22 protein-coding genes are annotated in these 26,408 nt (G+C 62.1%); 9 read left to right on the forward strand and 13 right to left on the reverse strand.

What is annotated here, in order from left to right:
• Nucleotides 1-57 precede the first annotated feature (57 nt).
• Nucleotides 58-228 (reverse strand): rubredoxin, encoded by a 171-nt coding sequence (locus tag VSR68_RS23095; RefSeq protein WP_176096542.1) that lies wholly within the window; start codon nt 226-228, stop codon nt 58-60.
• Nucleotides 229-487: 259 nt separating this feature from the next.
• Between VSR68_RS23095 and VSR68_RS23100 the strand changes: the two genes are divergently transcribed.
• Both VSR68_RS23100 and cysC read left to right on the forward strand, forming a co-directional pair.
• Nucleotides 488-1,348, forward strand: coding sequence for a hydroxymethylpyrimidine/phosphomethylpyrimidine kinase (locus tag VSR68_RS23100; protein WP_342942060.1), 861 nt, complete (start codon nt 488-490; stop codon nt 1,346-1,348).
• A 453-nt stretch (nt 1,349-1,801) separates the two neighbouring features.
• Nucleotides 1,802-2,389 (forward strand): adenylyl-sulfate kinase, encoded by a 588-nt coding sequence (gene cysC / locus VSR68_RS23105; protein ID WP_428983568.1) that lies wholly within the window; start codon nt 1,802-1,804, stop codon nt 2,387-2,389.
• A 145-nt stretch (nt 2,390-2,534) separates the two neighbouring features.
• Here the strand turns inward: cysC and groL are convergent, their stop codons facing one another.
• The 3 genes from groL to VSR68_RS23120 all read right to left on the reverse strand — a co-directional run bounded on the left by groL (nt 2,535) and on the right by VSR68_RS23120 (nt 6,208).
• Nucleotides 2,535-4,175: a chaperonin GroEL gene (gene groL, locus VSR68_RS23110; RefSeq protein ID WP_342942061.1), complete on the reverse strand. Its 1,641-nt coding sequence runs from the start codon at nt 4,173-4,175 to the stop codon at nt 2,535-2,537.
• 59 nt (nt 4,176-4,234) lie between these two features.
• Nucleotides 4,235-4,525 carry a co-chaperone GroES gene (groES, locus tag VSR68_RS23115; protein WP_087738853.1) on the reverse strand — a complete coding sequence of 97 codons (291 nt, stop codon included), beginning with the start codon at nt 4,523-4,525 and terminating at the stop codon, nt 4,235-4,237.
• A gap of 453 nt (nt 4,526-4,978) precedes the next feature.
• Nucleotides 4,979-6,208 carry an acyltransferase gene (locus VSR68_RS23120; protein WP_342942062.1) on the reverse strand — a complete coding sequence of 410 codons (1,230 nt, stop codon included), beginning with the start codon at nt 6,206-6,208 and terminating at the stop codon, nt 4,979-4,981.
• A 519-nt stretch (nt 6,209-6,727) separates the two neighbouring features.
• Here VSR68_RS23120 and VSR68_RS23125 point away from each other — a divergent pair.
• Nucleotides 6,728-8,575 (forward strand): SulP family inorganic anion transporter, encoded by a 1,848-nt coding sequence (locus VSR68_RS23125; protein WP_342942063.1) that lies wholly within the window; start codon nt 6,728-6,730, stop codon nt 8,573-8,575.
• A 219-nt stretch (nt 8,576-8,794) separates the two neighbouring features.
• On the forward strand, nt 8,795-10,345 hold the full coding sequence (locus VSR68_RS23130) for a hypothetical protein (protein WP_342942064.1): 1,551 nt from the start codon (nt 8,795-8,797) through the stop codon (nt 10,343-10,345).
• Between the two features lie 85 nt (nt 10,346-10,430).
• Here the strand turns inward: VSR68_RS23130 and VSR68_RS23135 are convergent, their stop codons facing one another.
• The 6 genes from VSR68_RS23135 to xylA all read right to left on the reverse strand — a co-directional run bounded on the left by VSR68_RS23135 (nt 10,431) and on the right by xylA (nt 18,642).
• The gene (locus tag VSR68_RS23135) at nt 10,431-11,828 is read right to left on the reverse strand and encodes an MFS transporter (RefSeq protein WP_342942065.1); all 1,398 of its coding nucleotides are present in this window, start codon (nt 11,826-11,828) and stop codon (nt 10,431-10,433) included.
• Nucleotides 11,829-11,886: 58 nt separating this feature from the next.
• The gene (locus tag VSR68_RS23140; RefSeq protein WP_342942066.1) at nt 11,887-12,645 is read right to left on the reverse strand and encodes a type IV pili methyl-accepting chemotaxis transducer N-terminal domain-containing protein; all 759 of its coding nucleotides are present in this window, start codon (nt 12,643-12,645) and stop codon (nt 11,887-11,889) included.
• 527 nt (nt 12,646-13,172) lie between these two features.
• Complete coding sequence (locus tag VSR68_RS23145) at nt 13,173-14,369, reverse strand: sugar ABC transporter permease (protein ID WP_342942067.1); 1,197 nt, start codon at nt 14,367-14,369, stop codon at nt 13,173-13,175.
• Nucleotides 14,366-15,967 (reverse strand): D-xylose ABC transporter ATP-binding protein, encoded by a 1,602-nt coding sequence (gene xylG, locus VSR68_RS23150; protein WP_342942068.1) that lies wholly within the window; start codon nt 15,965-15,967, stop codon nt 14,366-14,368. The genes VSR68_RS23145 and xylG overlap by 4 nt, the downstream gene beginning before the upstream one ends.
• A 74-nt stretch (nt 15,968-16,041) precedes the next feature.
• Complete coding sequence (gene xylF / locus VSR68_RS23155) at nt 16,042-17,070, reverse strand: D-xylose ABC transporter substrate-binding protein (RefSeq protein ID WP_342935653.1); 1,029 nt, start codon at nt 17,068-17,070, stop codon at nt 16,042-16,044.
• A gap of 246 nt (nt 17,071-17,316) precedes the next feature.
• The gene (xylA, locus tag VSR68_RS23160) at nt 17,317-18,642 is read right to left on the reverse strand and encodes a xylose isomerase (RefSeq protein ID WP_342942069.1); all 1,326 of its coding nucleotides are present in this window, start codon (nt 18,640-18,642) and stop codon (nt 17,317-17,319) included.
• Nucleotides 18,643-18,957: 315 nt separating this feature from the next.
• On the opposite strand from xylA, the gene VSR68_RS23165 reads away from it, so the two are divergent.
• The 3 genes from VSR68_RS23165 to VSR68_RS23175 all read left to right on the forward strand — a co-directional run bounded on the left by VSR68_RS23165 (nt 18,958) and on the right by VSR68_RS23175 (nt 22,415).
• Nucleotides 18,958-20,181, forward strand: a complete 1,224-nt coding sequence (locus tag VSR68_RS23165) for a DNA-binding transcriptional regulator (RefSeq protein WP_342942070.1) — start codon at nt 18,958-18,960, stop codon at nt 20,179-20,181.
• 60 nt (nt 20,182-20,241) lie between these two features.
• Nucleotides 20,242-21,333 (forward strand): aldose epimerase family protein, encoded by a 1,092-nt coding sequence (locus VSR68_RS23170; protein WP_342942071.1) that lies wholly within the window; start codon nt 20,242-20,244, stop codon nt 21,331-21,333.
• Between the two features lie 377 nt (nt 21,334-21,710).
• On the forward strand, nt 21,711-22,415 hold the full coding sequence (locus VSR68_RS23175) for a PepSY-associated TM helix domain-containing protein (RefSeq protein ID WP_342942072.1): 705 nt from the start codon (nt 21,711-21,713) through the stop codon (nt 22,413-22,415).
• Between the two features lie 144 nt (nt 22,416-22,559).
• Here VSR68_RS23175 and VSR68_RS23180 read toward each other — a convergent pair whose 3' ends face one another.
• Nucleotides 22,560-23,333, reverse strand: coding sequence for an SDR family NAD(P)-dependent oxidoreductase (locus VSR68_RS23180; RefSeq protein ID WP_342942073.1), 774 nt, complete (start codon nt 23,331-23,333; stop codon nt 22,560-22,562).
• A gap of 161 nt (nt 23,334-23,494) precedes the next feature.
• Between VSR68_RS23180 and VSR68_RS23185 the strand changes: the two genes are divergently transcribed.
• The gene (locus VSR68_RS23185; protein WP_342942074.1) at nt 23,495-24,085 is read left to right on the forward strand and encodes a helix-turn-helix domain-containing protein; all 591 of its coding nucleotides are present in this window, start codon (nt 23,495-23,497) and stop codon (nt 24,083-24,085) included.
• A gap of 175 nt (nt 24,086-24,260) precedes the next feature.
• A complete protein-coding gene (locus VSR68_RS23190; protein ID WP_342942075.1) occupies nt 24,261-24,572 on the forward strand; it encodes a hypothetical protein in 312 nt (103 codons plus the stop codon).
• 18 nt (nt 24,573-24,590) lie between these two features.
• On the opposite strand, the gene VSR68_RS23195 is transcribed toward VSR68_RS23190, so the two are convergent.
• Both VSR68_RS23195 and VSR68_RS23200 read right to left on the reverse strand, forming a co-directional pair.
• Nucleotides 24,591-25,442: a carbohydrate ABC transporter permease gene (locus tag VSR68_RS23195; RefSeq protein ID WP_342942076.1), complete on the reverse strand. Its 852-nt coding sequence runs from the start codon at nt 25,440-25,442 to the stop codon at nt 24,591-24,593.
• Nucleotides 25,443-25,452: 10 nt separating this feature from the next.
• The gene (locus tag VSR68_RS23200) at nt 25,453-26,403 is read right to left on the reverse strand and encodes a sugar ABC transporter permease (protein ID WP_342942205.1); all 951 of its coding nucleotides are present in this window, start codon (nt 26,401-26,403) and stop codon (nt 25,453-25,455) included.
• Between the last annotated feature and the right edge of the window lie 5 nt (nt 26,404-26,408).

The raw sequence follows: 26,408 nt of genomic DNA on the forward strand, positions 1-26,408 counted from the left end.
CAGCCCTTCGCTTCGAGACGGACATGGAAACGCCGCCCTCGCCGAACGATGGGTCGCTCAGATCTGGACCATCTCGAAGTCTTCTTTGCGCGCGCCGCACTCGGGGCAGGTCCAGTTGATGGGGACATCTTCCCAGCGCGTGCCCGGCACGATTCCTTCCTCTGGCAGACCGGCTTCTTCGTCGTAGATCCAGCCGCAGATCAGGCACATCCAGCTCTTATATTCCATTCTTGAGTCGCGTCGAAAAGTCCGTGGAAACGGGAGCCATGATGGTACCGTGTTGCCGCCCCCATGCCTAGCGGATGCGGGGCTCGAGCGGCTTCGCGCGGCCCGGTGGCCGCTTTATCTATGATGGGACAGGCCGACTGATGCGAAAAAATGCCGGATGCCAATATAAAGCCGCATAATTGAGCCGTCTGCGGGCCCCATTGGCGCCTCGCGCGCTACGGCCCACGAACGTCCCGCTTATCGACTCATCAAAGATTTCATGGCCAGCGACACCCCTCCCATCGTTCTCACCTTCGGCCTCTCCGATCCGACGGGCGGCGCCGGGCTGCAAGCCGACCTGATGACGCTTGCCAGCATGGGCTGCCACGGCGTGTCCGTGCTGACCGGCTACACGGTGCGCGACTCGGCGAACTGCGACGAAGTGACCGGGCTCGACCCGGAAGTCGTCGCGACCCAGGCGCGGATGCTGCTGGAAGACATGCCCATCGCCGCGTTCAAGGTCGGTGCGGCGACGCGCGCCGAAGTGGTCAGCGCAATCGCCGAAGTGGTCGCCGATTACGACAATATTCCACTGATCCTCGCCCCCGACTTCACGCTCGACGACGAACACGTGCTCGCCGCCGACGAGTTGCGCGAGGCGATCGCCGATCTGCTCGCGCCGCAGACGACGCTGCTCGTCGCGGACACGACCGCGCTGCTCGCGCTCGCGCAACCGGACGGCGACGCCGAAGCGCCGACGCTCGATGCCGCGATCTCGCATCTGCTGTCGCAAGGGTGCGAATACATCCTGTCGACGGAAACGGGCACGCACCGGCTCGTCAATACGCTCTTCAGCGACGATGGCCAGATACGGCAGGACATGTGGGATCGTGCCCAGCAGCGCGTCATGGGCATCACCGATACGCTCGGCGCCGCGATCGCCGCGCTGCTGGCGAACGGTCAGGAGCCCGCCGAAGCCGTGCGCGAAGCGCAGGAGTATCTGTTCCAGGCGACGCAGGCGGCGTTTCGCCCGGGCATGGGCGCTTACTTGCCGGACCGCTTCTTCTGGGCACGCAGCAGCGATGAAGACGTGCCGCTTGCAGGAGGCAAGGAGCCGCCGCCGGGCGAGGCGCGGCACTGACCCGTTCGGTTACGTCCTTTTCCGCCCTTTTCGCGCGGTTCGCCCTTCGCTCGCAACGTGCGGAGGGCGCGTCCACATCGCGCACGCTCACGTCAATCCGGTAGTCAAGCACAAATTGCAAGTCAGATATTACTTCCGTAATGAAGCGTTACAGCACCGTTAAATCTAATGGATTAGAGTTACGAACTGTAAACTTGAACTCTGTCTCCCGCCCGTCTTTGTTCACTTGCCCGCACACGGTGCGATTCGCGCCCGAGCGTCCAATCGGGAAGTGTCGAAGGCAGGCTGTTGAACCCCTTCGGTCGAAGAAAGGAAATAGCCGAATTGGAAAACCTTTGCCCTGGCGGCACTTACCACATTGAACCGTGGCCATCTCACGCGCGCGACGACGCATCGAACGACCGCGCCGCCCGTGAGGTCAGCGAAACGCCCGCCCAACGCGCCCAGCCGTTTGTGCTTCGTTGCAATGGAACGATCACGGAACCCGACCGCGCGCTGATATTCGGACACAAGCCCGTCACCGTGTGGCTGACTGGCCTATCGGGGGCCGGCAAATCGACCATCGCGTTTGGTCTCGAACGCAAACTCATGTCGATGGGCCATGCGTGCTACGTGCTCGACGGCGACAATGTTCGTCACGGCCTCACGAGCGATCTCGGCTTTTCGAAGGAAGACCGCCGCGAAAATATCCGGCGGGTTGCGCATGTCGCGCAACTGATGAACGACGCCGGCCTGATCGTAGTTGCCGCGCTCATTTCGCCGATGCGCGACGACAGGGCGATGGCCCGCGACATCATCGGACACGAAAGGTTTGTCGAAACTTATTTGTCCGCTTCTGCAAACGATTGCGCAAAGCGCGATCCGAAGGGACTCTATGCGAAAGCGATTGCGGGAACCATCAGCTCGTTCACGGGCGTATCTGCGCCCTATGAACCGCCTGAAAATCCCGACCTGCTTCTCGAAACAGCCGTAGAAACGGAAGCCGCCAGTGTGTCGTGCGTGCTCGATCATCTGGGCGCGCACTTTCTGTTGAAGCGCTGAAACATTCGGTATAGCAGCGCCGCATGGCCAGAACACGGCTTGCCTGCCGGAAGCGCAAATAAAAAACCCGCATCGCTGCGGGTTTTTTATTTTTGGGAAGCACGCGTTGCGGCGCGCTTCCCGCATGCATTTCCGTTGCCGGAAATTACATGTCCATGCCCATGCCGCCCATGCCGCCGGGCATGCCGCCAGGCATCGGTGCATCTTCCTTCGGCAGTTCGCAGACAGCTGCGTCCGTCGTCAGCAGCAGGCCAGCGACCGAAGCTGCGTTTTGCAGCGCCGTGCGCGTCACCTTCGTCGGATCGACGACACCCGCTTCGACCAGGTCGCCGTACTCGCCCGTTGCTGCGTTGTAGCCGTAGTTGCCCTTGCCGGCCGAAACAGCTGCCACCACGACGCTGGCTTCTTCGCCGCCGTTCGTGACGATCTGGCGCAGCGGCTCTTCCATCGCGCGCAGCACGATCTTGATGCCTGCGTCCTGGTCAGCGTTGTCGCCCTTCACACCAGCGATTGCGCTGCGAGCGCGGATCAGCGCGACGCCGCCACCGGCCACGATGCCTTCTTCCACAGCTGCGCGCGTTGCGTGCAGTGCGTCTTCGACACGTGCCTTCTTTTCCTTCATTTCGACTTCGGTCGCTGCGCCGACCTTGATCACTGCAACGCCGCCAGCCAGCTTGGCCACGCGCTCTTGCAGCTTTTCACGGTCGTAGTCCGACGTCGCTTCTTCGATCTGCGTGCGCACTTGCTTCACGCGCGCTTCGATGCTCGCTGCTTCGCCAGCGCCGTCGATGATCGTCGTGTTTTCCTTGCCCACTTCGATGCGCTTCGCCTGGCCCAGCTCCTGCAGCGTTGCCTTTTCCAGCGACAGGCCGGTTTCTTCGGCGATGACCTGGCCACCCGTCAGGATCGCGATGTCTTCCAGCATTGCCTTGCGACGGTCGCCGAAGCCCGGAGCCTTGACAGCAACCGTCTTGAGGATGCCGCGGATGTTGTTGACGACCAGCGTAGCCAGCGCTTCGCCTTCGACGTCTTCAGCGATGATCAGCAGCGGACGGCCAGCCTTCGCAACTTGCTCCAGAACCGGCAGCAGATCACGGATGTTCGAGACCTTCTTGTCGTGCAGCAGCACGAACGGGTTTTCCAGAACGGCGACTTGCTTGTCCGGATTGTTGATGAAGTACGGCGACAGGTAGCCGCGGTCGAACTGCATGCCTTCGACGACGTCCAGCTCGTCTTGCAGCGACTTGCCGTCTTCGACGGTGATGACGCCTTCCTTGCCGACCTTGTCCATTGCTTCAGCGATGCGATCGCCGATCGACGTGTCGCTGTTCGCCGAGATCGCGCCGACCTGCGCGATTTCCTTGTTCGTCGTGCAGGGCTTGCTGATCTTGCGCAGCTCTTCGATTGCTGCCGCGACGGCCTTGTCGATGCCGCGCTTGAGGTCCATCGGGTTCATGCCCGATGCGACGTACTTCATGCCTTCGCGAACGATCGACTGGGCCAGAACCGTTGCCGTCGTCGTGCCGTCACCGGCGTTGTCGCTGGTCTTGGAAGCGACTTCCTTGACCATTTGCGCGCCCATGTTCTGGAGCTTGTCCTTCAGTTCGATTTCCTTCGCGACCGACACACCGTCCTTCGTGACCGTCGGGCCGCCGAAGCTGCGCTCGAGAACAACGTTACGGCCCTTGGGACCCAGCGTGACCTTCACTGCGTTGGCGAGAATGTTCACGCCTTCAACCATCTTGGCACGGGCGGAATCGCCGAACACGACGTCTTTAGCTGCCATCTTCTAACTCCTTGAATTCTTGAGAATGAACCGGAACAAGTACTGACTGGAACAGGTGCTTACTTGTTGACAACGGCCATGATGTCTTCTTCGCGCATCACCAGCAGTTCGTTGCCGTCGACCTTGACGGTCTGGCCTGCGTACTTGCCGAACAGGACGCGGTCGCCGACCTTCACGTCGAGCGCGATCGGGTTGCCCTTGTCGTCACGCTTGCCCGGGCCGATGGCCAGCACTTCGCCTTGATCCGGCTTTTCTGCTGCTGCGTCGGGGATCACGATGCCCGATGCGGTCTTGGTTTCCTGATCCAGACGCTTGACGATCACGCGATCATGCAAAGGACGAAGGTTCATGGATATATCCTCTCTTGGATTGGGACTGAAGTACGCTGAGGAAAGCCAGCTGGCTGAGCCAGCCGGCGAAGTTGTTAGCACTCTCGTGCAGTGAGTGCTAATTATATGGACCGGGAATTACATTTTCAAGAAGGGGCGTCGGATCAGATTCGGAGCGTCGTGGTGCGCTCGAAGTGGGGCGGTGCTCATACAGATTCAGATTCGCCGGGCTCGGAAAGCTGCCGACACCCTCTGAAAAAATCCACGAAAACAAGGGCTTGCGAAGGCGTGGCGAGAATCGCAGCGGACAGCCCGTCTGGCCCGAACCACTCCGCTAGACGTGACGAAACACCGGACCTGGGGAAATCCCGCACTCGCATCAGAGCACGCTACTGACGCGCAAGTACGCGGCTCACTACGCTCTTTTCCCGCCCCGAAGTCGCCGGAACAGAAACATCCCGTTGCGACAGATCCTCAATCCGGCGACACAACGGAATGCACCGGCACGGTCGCGACTTTCTCGCGCGTCAGGACGCGGCGCACATACGTTCTCGTTGGGGCGACGACCTTCTCCTGAAAGACAATCGCCACGCAGGCGATCAACAGCAGAAAGATGGGGTAGAAGGAAAACCGCAACGGTATTCCACCCGCGATATGCGCGCATAGATGCAAGCGATCGAGACAGGAGAGAATCGGGAATGGCAGGTCCAGGATCTTTTCTGCCTTTGCGTACAGGTCGAACAATGGGCTTTGCAACGCAAAGATCGAAAGCGACGCATTTCCGAGCCGCCGTACAAACTCGCCCGACTGCGCCGACGTGTCGCGCAGCAGGCATGCGAAGACGATCACGACGGCTATCTGAGTGGGCAGCATTGCGCCGTTATGAAGCAGAATCCGTGTCGAATGCGAGCCGTTCGCATACACGTAGCTCGCGACGCAGAAGACGACTGCCAGAAAAGACAGCAAATAGCGCCAATGGCGTGCGACAGCATCGGCGATTTCATCGCCATGTTGGACGAACACGCCGTATGTGAGTATCCCCGCCAGAAATTCCGGAAGACGGAGTAGCGGATTCGTATGAAGCATTCCAATTACACCGATGCCATACCATTTCTCCAGAACCGCAATCAGCGCAACGACGAGATAGGCCGCGCACACCGCTAACAGCATTGCGGCTTTATTTGAGATCCTCATCAGTCGCGGCGCGACTGCAGGGAATACCAGATAAAAGAACATCAAAGTCGAAATCGACCATGCGGGGATGTTGTACGACAGATAAAACGGATTCCACGCCTGCAGCAGAAGAAGCTGCATGACCAGATTCAAAACGGCTTCATCCATTCCCCTTGTTCGCGGCGCTATCGTTTGCAAAAGCGTATCGTTCGGATGAGAACTCAAAAACGTCAATGCAACCGTCAACAGCAAGGTGAAAATATGTATGGGATAAAGGCTGCTGAATCGCTTGATGAAAAAGCGGGACGTCGAAACCTTGAATCCTCGCCGTGATTCTGCTCCGACATAAATGTGCGAAAGAATAAATCCGGATAAAACGAAAAACGTACTCGTTGCATAGCCGCCGAATCCGAAGACATCATATAGACGCATCGACCCGTATTCCTTGTACGACGGCAATGTATGAAACAGAACCAGATAGAATGCGAGCAAAGCTCGCAGTGCATCCAGCCCAGGAAACGTCCTGTTCAATTTATTCTCCCCTTCGGGCCGATATATTTCTTTTTTGATTGAAATTATCTTTCCTTCACACCACATGCTTGCATTTCTCTGAACGAAATATTCCCGATTGAAAGTTTCATTCAATACCAGCACACCAATATTCTTTGGATGCCTGACTTTAAGTCTGTACGTTCTCGCACCTTCTTTTCCGCGCCTTGAACACTTGCGAAGCATTTTCAAATGCGCCGTCAAGCGCACTGAAATATGATTCAGGCGAATTGCAAGTCAGCTCAGTGAGGATCGCTAATTTCCTTCATCGCGCGCTTTCGATGAAGTCGATGGACACGGCCCCGGTCCGTCAACCTCTCATCCGGTGACAACCCCCCTGGCCTTGCCGCGCAAACCTTCCTTCACTCGATAGCCCTGCGCCTCACGCGAGCAATCGCGCTCCGAAGCCGCTCATCCGCTACTACACTGAGCGATATTGGCAGCGTTGCACGCCGCGCCGCATTGGCCGCTGCGTGGACCGCGCACCTTCGGGCCATCGATATGCAATCGTCCAGCATCAACGGCAGAGTGCTTGCCCGCCTCGCGCGGATCGCGCCAGGCGTCGTCGCCTTCGTCCGCTATCGCCGCGACGACCTGCGCCATGATGTCGTCGCGGGTGTGTGCGTGGCCTCGGTCGCGCTGCCCGTCGGCGTCGCGTACGCGGAGCTGGCCGGCTTCAATCCGGCCGTCGGCCTGTATTCATGCATGTGGCCGCTCGTCGCGTATGCGCTTTTCGGCACCTCGCGCCAGTTGATCGTCGGCCCGGATGCGGCGACCTGCGCGCTCATCGCAGCGTCAATCGCGCCGCTTGCGGCCGTCGGCTCGCCCGAATACATGTCGATGTCGATCACGGTCGCGTTCCTCGCGGGTGTGTTCTGCGTCGCCGCGAGCTTCGTCGGCCTCGGGGCATGCGCCGACTTTCTGTCGCGGCCGATTCTCACCGGCTTCATGAACGGCATCGCGATATCGATTGCACTCGGACAGGCCGGCAAGCTGCTCGGCTTCAAGATCGAGTCGACGGGCGTCGTGGGTACGCTGATCGAAATCGCGGCGAAGATCGGGCAAACGCATCTGCCGACTCTGGCCGTCGGATTATGTGCGTTCGCGCTGCTCCTGCTGATGCCGAAGTTCGCGCCCCGCGTGCCCGCTGCGCTCGCCACGCTCGCCGCGGCCGCGTGCGTGACGGCCCTGCTCGCGCTCGACACACACGGCGTGCGCACGATCGGCGCCGTGCCTGCGGGCCTGCCGTCGTTCGTCGTGCCGCGCTTCTCTTTCGATACCCTCGATACGCTCGCCGTCGACGCTGCTGGCATCGCGCTGATTTCCTTCTGCAGCGCGACGCTGACGGCACGCAGCTTCGCCGCGAAAAACGGCTATGACATCGAGGACGACCGCGAACTGTCGGCGATCGGCGCGGCGAACATTGCGTCGGCGCTCTCGCACGGCTTCGCGATCAGCGGCGCCGACTCGCGCACCGCGATGAACGACATGGCGGGAGGACGCACGCAACTGGCATCGATCGTCGCCGCGGCCGCCATCGCGTTCGTGCTGATCTTTCTCACCGGGCCGCTGCGATTCGTGCCGACTGCGGCGCTCGGCGCAGTGCTCGTGATGGCGGCCATATCGCTCGTCGACATCACCACCGTCAAGGCATTGTGGAGCGAAGCGCGCGGCGAGTTCGCCATCTGCATCGTCGCGACGGTGGGCGTCGTTGCGCTCGGCTCGCTCAAGGGCATCATGCTCGCCGTCGCGCTCGCGCTGTTCCGCTTCATCCGCCTCGTTGCGCGCCCTTCCTATGAAGTGCTCGGCCGCGCGGACGGGATGAAGGGCTTTCACAGCACCGCGCGTCATCCCGATGCGCGCTGCACGCCCGGACTGTGCCTGTTCCGTTTCAATTCGCCGATCGTGTTCTTCAACGCGCGATACTTCAAACGGACGGCGCTCGACGTGGTCGCCGAAACGGTGCCGAAGCCGCAATGGCTCGTGCTGGACGCACTGGCCGTGACGGGCATCGATGTCACCGGGCGTCACGCGCTCGACGAGTTGCGGGAAGAGCTCGAGCAGCGCGGCGTGTCGCTCGTGCTCGCCGGACGCCGCACGCAACGGCTCGACTGGCTTCACAAGCACGGCATGGACGACGTGACGGCCGCGCAGTTGCACTTTGCGACGCTGCGGGCCGCAGTGCGCTCGTTTCATGCCGCGCAGCGCGGTGATGCCAAATCGTCCGCTTCGATGTCGCGCGAGACGCAGGCACAGCAGCAAGAACAAGAACAAGCTGACCTGCCCACGCAGAATCCGCACGACGAGCCTGTCTCGCGTCCAACGCAAAGCGGACAAGAGCCCGCGTAGCGCAACGCTTATCGGCGCATGATGCCGCGTCGTACGCGATCGACCCGGACGCCCGCATCGACACCGCGCGAACCATGACCCCGCATCGTGCGACAACGTACATTGCATTCACCGGGATCGATCTAGAGTGAAGCCCCGGGCTCGAGAGTTGACGTCAGATCCAGATTGACAGTGTCGCTGGGCCTTAACCGAAGATCGCATCGAGGGGAGAAGCGCGACATGGCCCGCGACCGTCAAGTGGATGAACGTCAGTTTGCCGGCGTAAAAGCCGCTGTGCTCGGCTTCTTTCTTTGCTTCTTCCTGATGATATCGAGTGGGAGGATTGGCAGCTACGACGCTGGCCAGCAGCTTTCGGCCGCCACGCTGGCCGCGACCCAACACACGCTCAGCACGTCGAATCCACCCGATTCCGTCTTCTGGAGCCACGCGCCGAATGGCCTCTACTATGAGCCACACGACCTCGGCGCCGTGCTATTGATGCTGCCCGCCGCCTGGATCGGATCGCAACTGGATCACCGGCCCGTCGACAGCCAGTTTCTCAATCCGCCCTTGCCTGCCAAAGTGGGCGTCTCGTTGACGTATGCGGTCGTTTGCGCGATCGGATGTTTCTTTCTGTTCCTGCTCTTCGCGCAGCGCTACGCGGTATCGCAAGCGGTCCTGATCGTGTTCGCGTTCGCGGCGGGCACCTACTATCTGGCGTATGCAAAGGTAGCGTGGGACGTGGCGCCTTGCGCCGCCGCCATGTGCGCCTTCCTCTACTACGCGCAGCGCATGCTGCTTCCGGATGCCAGCGCTCGAACGTTTGCGGCAGCGGGACTCTGGCTGGCTGTCGTTTGCACGTTCCGCTACTCGATGGCTCCCGCGTTCGTCGTCGCGCTCGTGTTCCTGTGGTGGCGCACGCGAGCCTCGCTGCGCCCTTACCTGCTGCTGGCATCCGTATTCGTGCTCGGCATGGTGCCGATGTTCGTCTACAACGCCGCGCGCACGGGATCGTTCTGGCGCCCGGCCAACACGTCCGCATTCGAATTGAGCCACGGCAATGCGATGGACGGCAACATCGTTCATGGCTTTATCGGCCTGATATTCAGCAGCAATCGGGGACTTTTCTTTTACTCGCCGATCCTGCTGCTCGGCCTGCTGCTGCCGTGGATCTGGCGCGGCCTGCAAGCGAGGCATCGACACCTGATCGAAGCAATGTCGATTGGCACCTTCCTCTATATGCTGGTCGTCTCGAAGCTCAACCATTGGGGAGCATTTGGTTGGGGACCGAGATATCTCCTTCCGTGCCTACCGATTATTTTTCTGGTCGTCGGTCCGTGCCTCGTTGAAGTTCTGAGGAAATCGCGAGTTGCTGCGGGCATTGCGATTACAGCAGCCGTGCTTTTCAATGTTGCGCCCGCAACGACGAACTGGCACGTGATCATCGCCGAGTACCCCGGCGCCGAAGTGATGGACGCCCCGGCGCCGTACGCGCTCGAAGGAATCTGGGAAGGATTCTGGCGCGGCGTGAACGACAAGCCACTCGTTTTCGCCAACTCGAATGTGCAGTTTGCGAAGTCCGACGATGGCCGGCGCTTTCCGGATTTCTGGACCGCCAGGCTGATCGAGCGCTCGCCCTCGGGCCGCGTCGCCGGTTGGCTGATCGTCGCCGCGTTGCTTGGCGGCATGGCGGCGGCGCTGCGACGAATCGTTCGACGTGGCCCGGACGGCGGATCGTTCGACGGCCTCGACGGGATACAGCGTGAACGCACGGACGGGTTGCTGTCCTGAAGGCAAGCGCGTCATCACACAATGAAAATCGCCAGCGCACGACACGCTGGCGATCGTCAACAATTCGGGTAACGACGAACGATCGTCAAGCTCCGCTATCCGCGCTCACGCCCGCGCGAATCGGCTCGACGACGGCGTGGCTCTCCTTCGGCAGCGCCCATTCGAGCCAGCGCACGCGATGCAGCACCACGAGGCCGAATGCAATCGCCGCGAGCACGCCGAACGTCGCAAAGCCCATCTGATAGCTGCCCGTGCTTTCCTTCGCGATGCCCATGATGACGGGCAGATAGAAGCCGCCGATACCGCCCGCCGCGCCGATGATGCCCGACATCAAGCCCGTCTTGCCCTTCCAGCGCTGCGGAACGAGTTGGAACGTCGCACCGTTGCCGAGACCGAAGCACACATACGTCGCGATCAGCAGCACGATACCCGCCGACAGCGGCGGCATCCACGCGGCGAACAGGAAGTCGCACAGCGAGATCGCCGCAAGCAGGATCACGAGCGCGCGCACGCCGGAGATGCGATCCGCGACGAGTCCGCCGACGGGCCGCACGAGCGCGCCGATGCACGCGAGCAGCGACATGAAGAGACCCGCTTCGAGACGCGGCATCTCATAGAGCGAAATGAGCAGCGTCGTCACATACGACGACATGCCGACAAAGCCGCCGAACGTGATGCTGTAGACGAGCATCACGATCCACGTATCGCCCTCGACGAGCACGCTCCGATAATGCTTCGGCAGCACGGCGATCGCGAGCAGCGCGCCGAGCACGGGCAACAGCAGCACGCCCGTCTTGCCTGCGCCGAACACACCCGAATGCACGGCGACGACGAGCGCGACAAGACCCGCGAGCGTCACGACGAAGCTGCGCAGCGCCTGCGAGCCGCTGCCCGTCTTCGGTCCGAGATCCTTGGCCCAGAAAAACAGCGCAACAGCAGCGAGACCCAGCAGCGGCAGCGCGGCGCCCGCGGCCTTCGCCCAGCCGAAGTGATCGGCGAGTGACGGAAACATGAAGCCGTCGAGCACCGCGCCGATGTTGCCCGCCGCCGCGAGGCCCAGCACGAGGCCCTGCACTTTCGGCGGATAGTTGCTGCCCGCCATCGGCAATGCGACCGCGAAGCTCGCGCCGCCGACGCCGAGAAACACGCCGAGAATCAGCAGCAACGTGTACGACGGCACGCCGGGCATCAGCAGCAGCACGATCGACGGAATCGCCGACAGCGCGACGCCCATCAGCGCAACGCGTCGTCCGTCGCAAGCCTGATAGAGATTGCCGAGCGTCACGCGCAGGATCGCCGCGCCGAGCACAGGCACCGCGACGAGAAAGCCCAGTTCCGCGGGCGACATCGCGATGTCCTTGTGAATGAACGGCGCGAGCGGCCCGAACATGACCCACACGGTGAAGCCGGTATCGAAGTACAGGAAGCACGCGAGCAGCGCGCGCCAGTTACCGCTTGCAAGCGAATTCAGCAGGTTTTTCATCGGTGTCTCTCATTGAACGAAAGCAGGACTGGTGCGTGGTCGTGTAAAGAACAAAAGATCAGGCGCGTTCGGCGATCCGACTGCGCGCGGAAACAGGTGGAACAGCAACGGATGAAACATTGCGCGGCGCGTGACGCGACACGTCGCGTCGCTGCGAGGCGTCATCGCCATCGCTGTCGACGACGCTGTAGATCAGCGCGTCCATCTCCTTGATGATGTCGGCGAGCACGGTCGTGATGACGGCGAACTCGCGGCCATACGAGCCCGCGCGCGCTGCCGAAATGCGCGCATTCAACGCGACGATGTTCGCCTGCATCGAAATGCTCGACAGCTGCTCCGCGATGGCCGCCTGACGGCGCTGCGCCGCCGCTTCGATGCCGCGCATCTCGTGCTGGTACACGAGCGTGATCTCCTGCAGCAGATCGAGCAGCGGCGTCGCCTGCGCGACGAGGGCTTCGACATGCGCGTGCGCCGCATCGTCGCGGGCCTCAACGTGCGCAGCCGTTTGCGCCGTCAGCGCGATGAAGCGTCCGACGCGCTCGTCCGCCTCGCGTGTGCCGAAATAAAGCTGGCGCAACGCGTCCGAGAACACGCCCGGCAGATGATCGTTGCCGTTCACGAGCACCGCGTGTGTCGTTGCGAACGTCGCGAGACATTCGCGCGCGACCGCGAGCGCGGCCATGTCGCCATGCGACGCGAGCGACACGTGCAGCACGATGCGTTGCGAAAGCATCCGCTGACGGCCCGACAGATTGATCAGTTCACCGATCGTCTGCCCCGATACTTCGATGCGTTGCGTGCTGGTGTGCTCGTTCATCGTGCCGATTGTTTCAAATGAGCGCGTCGGATGCGCGTGTCAAAAGAGCGCGCGTTTCGAGCGCGTTTCGGAGCGCGTTCCGTTTGCGCAAGAAAAAAGCGTCCCGAACCGCACGCCTGTGCCGTCGACCGATGCGATCGAACGATCCTCGCGTTGCGTTTCGGGACGCCGTTGCCCCTGTGGTCGCCCGCCATGCGAGCGTCCGCAAAAAATTCAGAAATCCTTGAAGCCGCCGTTGGCCCCGCGGCGGATAACGCAATAGGTATGCCATCGGCCTCTTCCAGGCCGTCGCCTTGACGTCGAAACAGGTTTCAAAAAGCGCTGGCGAAGCGTGCGAGCATCGCGCAATCGCTTGCAGGACAAGGCTTGCGCGCTTTCTTTTATTTTTCTGACGCGCCGCACGTCCTGCCTGTTTTCGTTCGTGTACGACAAAAGAAAAGCGCCCTTTGCAGGGCGCCTGCGCGCGCCTCGACGAAGCGCGCGGATGCTGTGCCGTGGTGCAGCGCACCACAGCCGTGCGCGATGCGCTACCGCCGTTCGGACCCCGAGATCACGTCGATCCACACGGCGAGCACGAGAATGCCGCCCTTCACGATCATCTGCCAGTACGAGTCGACGTCGAGCATCGACATGCCGTTGTCGAGGCTCGCCATCACGAGCGCGCCGATCAGCGCGCCGTAGACGGTGCCCGAGCCGCCGCGCATCGACGTGCCGCCGATAAAGCATGCCGCGATCGCATCGAGCTCGCCCATCGATCCCGCCGAAGGCGAACCCGCCGCGAGACGCGCCGTGTTGATGAGCCCGCCGAACGCGCACATCAGACCCATCAGCGCGAAGATCGCGAGCTTCACGCGGTTCGTGTTGACACCGGACAACCGCGTCGCTTCGAGATTCGAGCCGACCGCATAGATGCGCCGGCCGAATACCGTTTGCGTCGCGATATACGTGAAGATGCCGAGCAGCGCGAGCAGCAGCAGCACGGGCACGGGAATGCCGCCGTAGCGGTTGAGCGTCGCGACGAACGCGAGCAGGATCAGCCCCGCCGCGACGATCTTCACGCCGTCCTGCCACAGCGGCACGACGCTCAGGTTGTAGTGCTGACGCTTCTGCCGCTGCCGCACCGTCAACGCGGCGAGCAGCACGAACAGCACGACTGCGAGCGTGTCGCCGGCGATACGCGGCAGATAGCCTTGCCCGATGAACACGAAGTTGTCGGAGACGGGCGCGATCGTCGAACCGCCGGTGATGCCGAGCAGCACGCCGCGATACGCGAGCATGCCGCCCAGTCCGACGATGAACGACGGCACGCGCAGATACGTCGACCACCATCCGTTGAACAACCCGACGGCGATGCCGAGCACCATCACGACGGGCAGCGTCGCCGCGAGCGGCCAGTGATACGTGACGTCGAGAATCGCCGCGACGCCGCCCAGCAGACCGAGCAGCGAACCGACGGACAGATCGATCTCGCCCGAGATGATGACGAACACCATCCCGCACGCGAGCATCCCCGTAATCGACATCTGCCGCAGCAGATTCGACAGATTGCGCGGCGTGACGAACGCGCCGTCGGTGAGAAACGAAAAGAAAATCCAGATGACGGCGACGGCCAGCAGCAGCGCGAGCAGCTTGTAACGCGAGAACAGCAGCTTGATGCGCTGCCCCGACGCGAGCGATGCGCCGTGCTTTGCGTGGCTATCGGTGGAAGTGAGATCAGGAGTCATGCGACGCTCGCCAGTTGAGTGGGGTCCTTGCGTTGGGGGTCATTGCTTTGGGGGTCATTGCTTTGGGTGCCATTGTTTCCGGCGCCGATGGCGGCCGTCAGAATGTGTTCCTGCGTGAGGCCGTCGTTGGCGAAATCGCCGCGTAATTCGCCCTCGCCGATCACGAGCACGCGATCGCTGACACCGAGCACTTCCGGCAATTCCGACGACACCATGATGATCGACACGCCGCGCTTCGCGAGCGCGAACATCAGCTTGTAGATTTCATACTTCGCGCCGACATCGACGCCGCGCGTCGGCTCGTCGAGAATCAGCACGGACGGATCGGTGAGCAGCATGCGCGTGAGCACCGCTTTCTGCTGGTTGCCGCCCGACAGACTGGCGATCGACAGCATCGGATGCGCGGCGCGCACCGACAGCCGCTTCATTTCCGTATTGATCGTGTCGAGTTCCGATGCCGTGTCGATGCGTCCGCCTTTCGCGAAGCGTTGCAGCACGGCGAGCGTGATGTTGTGGCCCACGCCCAGTTGCGGCACGATGCCGTGACGCTTGCGGTCTTCCGGCACCATCGCGATGCCGGCCGCGATCGCATCGGCGGGCGTGCGGATCTTGAGGCGCTTGCCGTTCATCCACACTTCGGCTTCGCTGATGCCCGCATACGCGCCGAAAATCGCCTGCATCAGTTCCGTGCGGCCCGCGCCGACGAGTCCCGCGACGCCGAGTATTTCGCCTTTGCGCAACGCAAACGATACGTTGTCGACGCGCTTGCGGTTCGTGTTCGTCACGTCGTAGCACGTGACGTTGCGCGCTTCGAATAGAACGTCGCCGATATCGTGCGGCTCGCGTGGAAAGAGATTCGTGATCTCGCGCCCCACCATCATCGCGATGATGCGATCGGTGTCGAGCTGCGTCATCGGCTGCGTGCCGACATGCTTGCCGTCGCGTATCACGGTGATCGTGTCGCACACGGCTTCCACTTCGTCGAGCTTGTGCGAGATGTACACGCATGCGACGCCGCGCTTCTTCAGGTCGCGCACGATGTCGAGCAGAATCTTCGTTTCCGCTGCCGTCAGCGAAGAAGAAGGTTCGTCGAGAATCAGCAGCCTTGCCTGCTTGTTGAGCGCCTTGGCGATTTCGATCAGCTGCTGATGCCCGCCGCCGTAGTTCATCACCGGCTGCGCGACGTTGATGCCCGTGATATTCAGCTCGCGCAACAGCTCGTCTGCGCGCTGATACATCGCCGCGTAGTTCATGCGGCCGCCGGGCAGCGTGATTTCGTTGCCGAGGAAAATGTTCTCGGCCACCGACAGCTGCGGCACCAGCATCAGTTCCTGGTGAATAATGACGATGCCCGCGCGTTCGGTATCGCGGATGTTCTGCGCGACGAGCGGCTTGCCGTCCCAGACGATTTCGCCCGACCATTCGCCGTGCGGATAGACGCCGGACAGAATCTTCATCAGCGTCGATTTGCCTGCGCCGTTTTCACCGCACAGTCCGACGCATTCGCCGGGCGCGACGACGAGATCGATGCCGTCGAGCGCCTTCACTCCGGCAAACGACTTCGCGATGCCGCGCATCTCCAGTAGCGCTTGTGCCATGCGTAGTGTCCTGGATGGATGAAAGATGCGCGAGCGCTTTCCCGCGTTCATGCGGAAAAGCGCCGCGCCCGCTATCAGTTGCCAGCCAGTTGCGCCTGCGTATAAAAGCCGTCCTTGATCACGACGTCGACATTGCTCTTCGTGAGCAGCGTCGGTTGCAGCAGAACAGTGTCGACCTGCTTCTTGCCGTTGTCGTACTTCGCGTTGAACGCGGGCTTCTCGCCCTTCGCGAGATCGACGGCGAGTTTCGCGGCTTCGCCTGCGATCAGCTTCAGCGGCTTGTAGACGGTCATCGTCTGCGTGCCGGCGATCACGCGCTTGACGGCTGCAAGATCGGCATCCTGGCCGGACACGGGCACCTTGCCCGCCATCTTCTGCGCGGCGAGCGCCTGGATCGCGCCACCTGCCGTGCCGTCGTTCGACGCGACGATCGCATCGATCTTGTTGTTGTTCGCGGTCAGCGCATCTTCGGTAATGCGCAGTGCCGTTGCCGCGCTCCATTCCGGCACCCACTGCTGGCCGACGATCTTCACGTCGCCGCGATCGATCGCTGGCTTGAGCACCTTCATCTGCCCTTCGCGCAGCATCTTCGCGTTGTTGTCGGTCGGCGCGCCGCCGAGCAGGAAGTAGTTGCCCTTCGGCTGCGCGCTAAAGACGCCCTGCGCCTGCAGTTCGCCCACCTTCTCGTTGTCGAACGAGATATACGCGTCGACGTCGGCATCGAGAATCAGGCGGTCATACGAGACGACCTTGATGCCTGCCTTGTGTGCTTCCGCAACGACATTGCCGAGCGTCTTCGAATTGAACGGCACGATCACGATCACGTCGACGCCGCGCGAAATCAGGTTCTCGATCTGCGAAATCTGTCGCGCTTCGCTCGCGTCGGCGGATTGCACCGAGACTTTCGCGCCGAGTTTCGTTGCAGCGGCGACGAAATAGTCGCGATCGCGCGACCAGCGCTCGACGCGCAGATCGTCGATGCAGAAGCCGATCTCGGGCTTGTCCTTGCTTGCGTGCGCGAGCGGCGCCACCATCGTCAGACCTGCGGCCATTGCGGCGCAAACGAGGGAACTCAATACGGAACGACGCATTGCAGATTTCATGTCTCACTCCATTTTAGGGTTGCGTGCGGTATCGAATGCGAGAACTCGAAACGCCGTCTTAACCTCAAGGGCGCGCCGCGAATACCTGTTCGCGAGCGTCGGTTGTTGTCGAAAGCCGTGCCCCATTTTTATTCGCACGACAGCGTGTGCCGTGCGCGCCGGCGGAGCAATTGCGAAATCTGCCGGCGCTGCTAACGATATTTCGTGCGAGATTGAAGGCCTGGCGTTAAGGCCTGATCGAAGTACCTATTTGGCGTGCGAGTAGATCGCCTGATTGACGATGTTCTCCAGGTGCTCCTGCTGTCCGCTGACATGGCGCGGCGCGATGTTCCGCTGCACGGCATCGCTTGCGAGCGACTCGAGCGTATAGCCGCCCGTGAGCACCTTGCGTCCGAACTCGCTGTCCCAGCCCGCGTAGCGCTGCTGCTTGAATGCGTCGAGGCGATCGTTTTCGACGAGATGCGCCGCGCGCTCCAGCGCGATTGCGATCACATCGATTGCGCCGATATGACCATGCAGCAGATCTTCGGCATCGATGCTCTGACGGCGCACTTTCGCGTCGAAGTTCATGCCGCCCGTCGTAAAGCCGCCGTTGCGCAAGATCTCGTAGAACGCCAGCGTGAGTTCTTCGACACTATTTGGGAACTGGTCGGTATCCCAACCGTTTTGCGGATCGCCGCGATTTGCATCGACACTGCCGAAGATCCCCAGCGCAAATGCATTGGCGATTTCGTGGTGGAACGAATGGCCCGCGAGCGTCGCATGATTCGCTTCGATGTTCACGCGGATTTCATTCTGCAAACCGAATTGCGTCAGAAAGCCGTGAACAGTGGCGACGTCATAGTCGTATTGATGCTTGGTCGGCTCTTGCGGTTTCGGCTCGATCAACAGCGCGCCCTGGAAGCCGAGCTTGTGCTTGTGCTCGACGACCATGCTCATGAAGCGGCCCAACTGCTCGCGCTCGCGCTTGAGGTCGGTATTGAGCAGCGTGTCGTAGCCTTCGCGACCGCCCCACAGCACATAGTTCGCGCCGCCAAGTCGGTGCGTCGCTTCGAGCGCGTGAAAGACCTGCGTGGCGGCAAACGCGAACACATCGGGATTCGGATTGGTCGCCGCGCCCGCCGCATACCGCCGATTCGAAAAGAGGTTCGCCGTGCCCCACAACAGCCTGACGCCCGTCTCCTGCTGCTTGCGCGCGAGCACGTCCGTCATCGCCTTGAAGTTGTTCACATACGTGTTGATGGTGTCGCCCTCGGGTGCGACGTCCGTGTCATGAAACGTATAGAACGGCGTGCCCAGCTTCGAAAACAGCTCGAACGCGTGATCGGCCTTCATATGCGCCTTTTCGAGCGCGTCACCCGAACGATGCCACGGACGCTCGAACGTCCCCGCTCCGAAGATATCCGTGCCCGGCCACACGAACGTATGCCAGTAACAGACGGCAAGGCGCAGATGATCTTCCATGCGCTTGCCGAGCACCAGCTTGTTCTTGTCGTAATGGCGGTATGCGAACGGGTTGTCCGTCTGCGGGCCTTCGTAGCGCACAGCGGGCAAATGTTCGAAGTAAGACATGCGTGTCTCCTTGGGTATCAGCCCGACGTTGCATCGGGCCATGCATGATGTGACGCCATGCTGACGCTTGCCGCTTTGCGCGGCAATTGCGAAATTCGCCAGCGCGCTTGGTGATTCTTGCTGGCGCTTAAAATCCATTGGCAGGCAGGGGGAAGTGACGCCTAGAATAAGCAGAACACTTAAATGTCTGCGCCGCGAAAAACCTCAGCTAACGCAGCCGCAAACATAAAAACGCAAATCCGGAGACAACGTGACGATCAACGTGAAATTCAGCGTAATGAGCGCGCCGCGCCGCAGCCTGCGTCAGGAACCTCGATGACACGACAGCACGCCGCTCAACGCACGCACCGGATCGCATTGCTCTTTAATGCGAACAAGGTGTACGACCGCGAGATCATCACGGGGATCGGCAATTACCTGCTGTCGACGCGCGTCGCGTGGGACCTGTTTCTCGAAGAAGATTTTCGCGCGCGGCTAAACGGCATCGAGTGCTTCGAAGGCGATGGCTTTATCGCGGACTTCGACGATCCCGCCGTCTGCGACGCATTGGCGAATTCGCGTTTACCCGTTGTCGCCGTCGGCGGTTCGTATGAGGACGCGTCGAAGTATCCGGCCAACCTGCCGTACATCGCGACCGACAACATGCAACTGATGTCGCTCGCGTACAAACATCTGATCGGCGCGGGGCTGCAACGCTTCGCGCTCTACAGCCTGCCCGAATCGCCGACGAACCGCTGGGCCCAGGAGCGTGAACTCGCTTTCGATGCGCTGCTGAAGGCGGACGGACTCGAAGGCGACGTGCATCGCGGACTGCCGACGAGCGCGCCCGTCTGGCACCAGGCCAGCGTGCAACTGACGGAGTGGCTGCAAAGCCTGCCGAAGCCCGTCGGCATCATCGCGGTGACGGATGCGCGCGCGCGTCAGGTGTTGCAGGCATGTCTGATCAGCGGCATTGCGGTGCCCGAGCAGGTGGCGATCATCGGCATCGACAACGATCCGCTGACGCGCTCGCTCACGCGCATTCCGTTGTCGTCGGTGATTCAGGGCACGGAGGAAATGGGCCGCACGGCCGCGCACCTGCTACACCAGATGCTGGGCGGCGCGCGCTTTGCGGGACGCCGCATTCTCGTGCCGCCCGTCGGCATCAACGTGTGCGAATCGACGAAGCACGAGCCGCTCGCCAGCCCCTATGTGATGCGCGCGCGCCACTACATCCGCCAGTACGCGTGCCAGGGCATCAAGACGGAACAGGTGGCCGATTATGTGGGCGTGTCGCGCTCGTCGCTCGAAGACTACTTCCGGCGCGAACTCGGCTGCACCGTGCATCAGGAAATCCTCAAGCACAAGCTCGATGTCGCGAAGCAGTTGCTCGCGCAACAGGACATGTCGAGCGCGGAAGTCGCGATACGCTGCGGCTTCACTTCGCTGCAGTACATGTACGCGGTCTTTCGCCGAGAACTCGACTGCACGCCGCGCGAGTATCAGGAGCGCATGCGGGCCGCGCAGCCGCGCTCAGCGTCATCGTCGCAAATGCCTTAATCTGGTCTCACATTCCGGTTTTACCTTCGCCTCACACTCGGGTCTCAACAAACGACCGACATGAATTTCGCCGACATGCAAAGCACCGATACCTCCACTTCATCCAGCATGCAGATCGAGCGCTGGGGCACGTTGCCCGGGCTCGGCGACATTCGTCTGTTCACGCTGCGCAACGCACACGGCATGCGCGCGACGATCAGCGATTTCGGCGCGACGCTCGTCTCGTGGCATGCGCCCGACCGCGCGGGCCGCGTCGCCGATGTGCTGCTCGGCCACGACACGCCCGCCGACTATCTGGCGAGCCGCTGGTTTTTCGGCTCGACGATCGGCCGCTGGGCGAACCGCATTGCGCACGCGCGCTTTACGCTCGACGGCGTCACGTACCAGCTCGATCGCAACGAAGGGGACAATCTGCTGCACGGCGGCGCAAGCGGCTTTCACAAGGCGTTGTGGACGGCGCGCGAAGTCGACGGCGCGCTCGTGTTCTCGCATGAATCGCCGGAAGGCGATGCGGGCTTTCCGGGCGCGGTCACGGCCACCGTCCGCTACGCGCTCGACGACGACGGCGCGCTGACGATCGACTACGATGCGACGGCCGACGCGCCCACGCCGATCAGCCTCACGAATCACGCGTACTTCAATCTGTCCGGCGACGCGCTCGCCGATGCTTTCGACATTCGCGGCCATGTGATCTCGATCGATGCGGACGCATTCTTCGCCGTCGACGACACGATGATCCCCATCGAACGAAAGGACGTCGCGGGCAGCGTGTTCGACTTTCGCGCGGGCGCGCCGATCGGCGCGCGGCTCGACTGGCCCGATGCGCAGCTTGCGCGCGCGAGCGGCTTCGACCACTGCTATGTGCTGCGCGATGCTCCCACCGCGTTGCGCAGGGCGGCCGTGCTCTACGATCCGGCGAGCGGCCGCGAACTGACCGTATCGACGAACGCGCAGGGCATGCAGTTCTATACCGGCAATTTCCTCGCCGGCGTGAAGGGCCGCAACGGCAGGACGTATTGCAAGCACGCGGCGTTGTGCCTCGAAACAGGGGCGTTTCCGAACCAGATCAACATGCCGGACGCGCAAGCCGTCGTGCTGCGGCCCGGCGCGCACTACCGGCACACTACTGTCTACCGGCTCGGCGTCCGTTGATCGCCAGAGTCGCCGCACGCGGCTTGCCGTAATCTGTCGAAACATTGACGGTGTTGTAAATCGCGCCCGGCGATTGCGGCATTCATTACGCCATGAAATCATAGGCACCCTTAGACGGTCGCTGATTCGATCGACAATCCGATCGCACATCTGATCGTCGACTCTGATTGCCGAATCCGATCGTCGAGCCAGCCCACTGCAGCGCCCCATTCATGGGCAACGCGGCCAGCCAGCCATGCCATCGCGCCCTTGCGCCGATGGCCCATTCGTAGCGAAGCCAAGCCCGTCGCAAGCCTCTCCGGCCACGACGCGGTTTCGCTTGCGCAGCGGTCGAAATCCGTTGCGACTGCACGCTGTCCTGCCCCCTGGAGCGACTTGTGAATACACCCGAAACCGTCGTCATCGATCCCGCCACGCGCGGCAATGGACAGAACAAGAGCCAGGGCAACGGCATGCCGCCTGCCGGCTCGCGCCGCATCACGTTCATCAAATGGCTGCGCAAGGTGCATAGCTGGATCGGTTTGTGGGGCGCCGCGCTCGGCCTGCTGATGGGCACGAGCGGCTTTCTGCTGAACCATCGCGGGGGGCCGCTGCGCGTGCCGACGGGCGAGCCGCATGTCGAGTCGCTACAGGTTCGTTTGCCGCAGCCCTCGCCCGAGTCGCCGCGCGATCTTGCCAAATGGCTCAAGCAGGAACTGAAGGTGCAAGGCAAGCCGGGGCGCATGCAGAAGGAGCCGGCGCATCCCGTCGCGTGGGGCGATCGCAAGGCCATTCAGCCGGAGCGCTGGCAGATCACGTTCGCGACGCCGAACGAGAGCACGTCGGCGGAATACTGGGTCGGCAACGACTACGTGAGCGTGAAGCACAGCGCCAATACGTTCCTCGCGACGCTCACGAATCTGCACAAGGGCGTGGGCCTGAGCGTCGGCTGGGTGCTGCTCATCGACACGTTCGCGGGCGGCGTGATCCTGTTGTCGCTGACGGGCGTGCTGCTGTGGACGCAGTTGACCAAACGCAGAACGATCGGCGCCGTGCTGGTGCTCGGGTCGATTGTCGCGGCTATCGTGGCGGGGCTTGCTTAACGCTGCAATCGCGCTGCATTCGCGCTGTGCTCGCACGACGACGCGCGTTCTGATGACAAGGGCGATGCGCAGCCGCATGGCCGTGCATCGCCCTTTTTCTCGCCGTGACTTAGCGTGGCCAAGTCTGCGTTCAGGGCTTCGCGCTTATCCGCGGAACATCGGCGCACCCATCGGCGCGCCCGTGCTGCCGCCATCGACGACGATCTCCGCCGCCGTCATCCCCGACGATGCGTCCGACGCGAGGAACACAGCCGCCTGCGCGACTTCTTCGGCATCGGCGAGCCGGTTCATCGGGATCATCGGCTTCATTGCGGCTTCGGTGGCGTCGAGCGTCACGCCCTCGCGGTCGCCGCGCGTCCAGATCGGCGTGCGCGTCGCGCCGGGAATGACCGTGTTCACACGAATTCCGCGCGTCACCAGCTCTGACGCGAGCACGCGAGCCATGCCGGAGATCGCGGCCTTCGAAGCGGAATAAGCCGCCGCGCCAGGACGCCCCATCTCGCGCATCACCGAGCCGTTCAGCACGATCGCGCCGCCGTCGCCCATCAGCGGCACGGCTGCCTGCACCGTGAGGAACACGGCCGTGACGTTGGTACGCATGATCGATTCGAACTTTTCCGCCGTCGTATCGCCGACGGGTGTCGCGCCGCTCACGCCCGCGTTCGCGAACACGATGTCGAGCTTGCCGAACTGGTCGCCGATCACCTTCATCACTTCATCGATGGCCTTCGGGTCGTTCACGTCCGCGCGGATCGGCAGCGCGCTCGGGCCGAGTTCGGCGACGGCGTCGTCGAGCTTCGCCTGGTCGCGGCCCGTGATCGCGACGCGCGCGCCCTGCGCGATCAGCAACCGCGCCGTCGCGAAACCGATGCCGCTGTTGCCGCCCGTGACGAGCGCCGCCTTGTTTTCGAATGACATTGCAATTCTCCAGAGTTGATAGATGAGGCGGACATCCGCCGGCAGCTGCTTTATAATTGCGACTGCAATCTTAAATTAATGATAGCGATCGCAATGAACGTGCGTCAAGCGCTTTTTGCGCTGGCGTTCGCGTCGCTATCGTTCGGCAGGACGGAACAGCGATGAAAGTAAGCAAGGAAAAGGCGGCGCAGAACCGCGCGGCCCTTGTCGAGACGGCCGCGCGGCTGATCCGCGAGCGGGGCATCGATGGCGTCGGCGTGGCCGAGATCGGCAAGGCGGCGGGACTCACGCACGGCGCGCTGTACGCGCACTTCAAGTCGAAAGAGGCGCTCGCCGCGGAAGCGCTCGCGTATGGCGTGCAGATCAGCCACGAACGGATGACGACGCCGCGCAACGGCCATATGCCGAGCCTAAGCGAGTTGCTCGACAGTTATTTGTCGGAGGAAAGACGCGACGACATTGCCAATGGTTGCGCGATGGCGGCCTCGGCGAGCGAGATCGGCCGGCAGGACGAAACGATCAGCGCGCGCTACAGCGAAGGGATCGAGAACATGGTCGGCGTGTTCGAGAAACACCTGCACGCGCGCAAGACGAAGGGCAACGCGCGCGAAAAGGCGATTGCGATCACGATGGCGCTGATCGGCGGCATCGCGGCTTCGCGTGCCGTGCTGAAAGCGCAACCGGCACTGGCGAACGAAATTCTGCGCGCGGTGCGGCGCACGGTCGGCGAGATTGCGGGCGAAAAGGCCTGAAAGCGGTGTTTGCGACGAACCAGAACCAAAACCCCCATGCGCCCTGCACTACGGCGTGCTCGCTGCCTTGAACTCCTGCATGCGATGACCAATAGTTAAAGCGAACCGCGTCGCGTGAAGTTTGCGAAGCAAATCTCTTCGCGTGACCGCGGCATCATCGAGCAAGGAGTGCACCATGCACAAGACCACCTTTTCGCTTCATGGCGCCACAGCGCTCGCGCTAGCGTTGAGCGCGGTTCTATCGCAGGCGCAGGGACTTTCTGTTTATGACGACATGAACGCGCCGATGAACGACACGCGTCTGATGCCCACAGCGCCGCTCGGCAGCGAATACCCGACGCATGGCAACCAGCAGGCCGGCGAACTCAATCTGAATCCGATCGACCCGCGCGCACAACTTGTGAACGGTCTGCCGAACAATGCGCACTCGGGCGGTTATGGATCGCCGCTCGCAGGGGTGCACACGGTTGCGCAACCGGGGCGGTGACGTATCGCGCTCGCAGCACTATCCCTTGGTCGCGCCGAACGTAAGGCCCGCAACGAAGTGCTTCTGCATCGCGAAGAACATCGCGACGGAAGGCAGCGCGGCGAGAATCGAACCGGCCGACACGAGATTCCACGCCGTCGTCCATTGTCCTTTGAGCGCAGCGACGCCCACCGTGATCGGTGCGGCCTCATCGCCTTGCGTCAGGCACAGCGCCCAGAAGTAGTCGTTCCAGACGAACGTGAAGACGAGAATCGCGAGCGCGGCGAGCGCGGGACGAATCAACGGCAACACGATGCGAAAGAACACGGTCCATTCGCCCGCGCCTTCGATGCGCGCCGCCTCGACGAGTTCATACGGCAGCTGCTTGATGAAGTTGCGCAGAAAGAGCGCGCAAAAGCCCGTCTGAAACGACACGTGAAAGAGGATCAGCGCGTACAGCGTATTGAAGAGCCCGAGGCTCAGCGACAGGTCGCGCACGGGAATCATCAGGATCTGGATCGGCACGAAGTTGCCCGCCACGAACGTCGCGAAGAGCGTCGTGTTGCCGCGAAAGTGATAGATCGCCAGCGCGAAGCCCGCCATCGCCGCGAGCGCAATCGAACCGATCACGGAAGGCACCGTGATCAGCACGCTATTCCAGAAGTAATGCAGCATCGGCGATGTGGTGAGCGCTTCGCGGTAGTTGTCGATGAACGCGATGTGCTTCGGCCAGCCCCAGTAATTGCCTTCGCTCAGTTCTTCCGTCGAGCGCACCGACGTGATGAGCACCGCGATCATCGGCAGCAGCCAGATCAGGAGCGCGATGGGCAGCGTCAGCTTGTACAGGCGCCGGTTGAGCGGCTTCCATTTCGCAACGGGCATCGGATACATGGTCCGCTCCTTACTGTTCGTGGCGCAGCATGCGGCGCAGGTGATAGACGATGTACACGAGCATGATCGCGAACAGCACAACGGCAATCGACGCCGAATAACCAATGCGGTAGTACTTGATCGCCTGGTCGTACATGTAATACGCGAGCACAGTCGAGCTTTCGAACGGGCCGCCGCCTGTCATCACCGAAATCAGATCGAAACTGCGCAGCGCACCAATCACCGTCACGACGATCGCCATGAACGTGACGGGCCGCAATTGCGGCAGCACCACGTGCCATAGCATCGACCAGCCCTTCGCGCCTTCCATCCGCGCCGCTTCGATCTGCTCGCTGTTGAGCGTCGTGAGCCCCGTCAAGTAGAGAATCATGCAGTACGCCGTCTGCGGCCACAGCGCGGCGAAGATGATGCCGAAGGTCGCATAGCGCGCATCGCCGAGAACGGGGACGCCATGTCCGAGGATCATCGCCAGCAGGCCGAATGTCGGATCGTAGAACCACGAAAAGATCAGCCCGACGACTACGCCCGACAGCACGAACGGCGCAAAGAACAGCGACTTCACCACGCGTATGCCCGCGACCGCCTGGTTCAGATAGAGCGCGACAGCGAGTCCCATCGGCGGCGCGAGCAGGAACAGCACGAGCCAGATCAGGTTGTTCTTCAACGCGGTATAGAACGTCGGCGCCTGAAACAGCTCGATGTAATTCGCGAGACCGATAAACACCTTGTCGGTCATGCCGTCCCAGTTGTAGAAGCTGAGCCAGATCGACGACAGGATCGGCCAGACGACGTACACGGCAACCATCACGCATGCGGGCGCGAGAAAAAGAAGCGCGGCCTTGCGCTGCCGGCGCGCAGACGGCGACGGGCCGCGCCGCCTGCCCGCCGCTCCGGGCGCGGGCGCGGCCTGCGGCGAAGGCGGCGTGGCGTTGATGTCCTGACGTGTGACCGAATGCGACACGACGA

Source organism: Paraburkholderia phymatum, from assembly GCF_038900715.1.
Lineage (GTDB): Bacteria > Pseudomonadota > Gammaproteobacteria > Burkholderiales > Burkholderiaceae > Paraburkholderia > Paraburkholderia phymatum_A.